The 923-nt window shown below is 40.6% G+C and carries 2 protein-coding genes; both read right to left on the reverse strand.

The genetic code is table 11. The features are described from left to right. Positions 1–19 precede the first annotated feature (19 nt). The gene (locus tag AC1M9C_RS14870) at positions 20–490 is read right to left on the reverse strand and encodes a transposase family protein (RefSeq protein ID WP_481953968.1); all 471 of its coding nucleotides are present in this window, start codon (positions 488–490) and stop codon (positions 20–22) included. Beyond that, positions 438–833: a transposase family protein gene (locus AC1M9C_RS14875; RefSeq protein ID WP_481953969.1), complete on the reverse strand. Its 396-nt coding sequence runs from the start codon at positions 831–833 to the stop codon at positions 438–440. Before AC1M9C_RS14875 ends, AC1M9C_RS14870 begins: the two co-directional genes overlap by 53 nt. Positions 834–923: the final 90 nt, after the last annotated feature.

The raw sequence follows: 923 nt of genomic DNA on the forward strand, positions 1-923 counted from the left end.
AATAGACCTCTTTCATAAATCATTTTTTGCTCAGTTCCAAGTTGTAGATTCCAGCGATTAAATTGAATCTCAAACCAAGCCTTTTACCTCTATTTCGATAACGCTCAGCAAGGATTTTGAAGGTTTTCAGGCTGCCAAATACATGCTCAATTCCGATTCTTCTTTTATTGATTTCTTGATTATAAATTTTCAATTCAGGATCCAATTTACAGTGTCTTTTGGCTTTTAATGGTAACAGGCTATTCGGATACAACACATAAATCCCCTGATAGCCTTTATCTGCAAGGATAAAAGCCCCAAAAGGAATCTGGTTTAAATTGCGTTTGAACAACTCGAAATCATGCACTGCACCACGACTGGTACATAAACTCACAATTTGCTGAGTTTTGTAGTGAATCATGGCCTGTACTTTAAAGGTATGGGTCTTTTTCTTGCCGCTATAGCAACTCGATTGTTTTTTTAGGCCTTTGGATTGGAATTTCCGTGGCATCCACGATCACAACATTCCAGTCGATGCCTTCGCCCTCGGGTAAATCTTTGGGTAAATTAAACAGATTGGACCGAATCAGGCAGTCTTCAACATGACGGACAATTCTTGAGGCTGTGGGCTCTGAAACCCCGTAACTCGTCGCAACGTGAAATAAGGTTCGGTATTCCCGCCAATAGCTCAGACAGAGCAGAACCTGATCCTCCAGGCTTAACTTGGGCGGTCTGCCTTTGGCAGAGGCATGCTTCTGCAATTGCTCAACCATCAAATAGAAAGTTGACCATGAGATGCCTGTGTATCGCTTGAACTGAGGATCAGAAAGCTTGTTTGAATCGATGTATTTCATCCGCAGATTATGCACGAATGTTAAGAAATCCGGAGTGCAAATATCAACCAAAAAGAAGATCGTTTTTTGATTTATGAAAGAGATCTAATA

The sequence above is a fragment of the Acinetobacter sp. 24-47-39 genome (genome assembly GCF_056783825.1).

Bases quoted from the DNA above. Each gene is read 5' to 3' on its own strand.
- AC1M9C_RS14875 (WP_481953969.1), bottom strand. From the start codon at position 833: ATGAAATACATCGATTCAAACAAGCTTTCTGATCCTCAGTTCAAGCGA.
- AC1M9C_RS14870 (WP_481953968.1), bottom strand. From the start codon at position 490: ATGCCACGGAAATTCCAATCCAAAGGCCTAAAAAAACAATCGAGTTGC.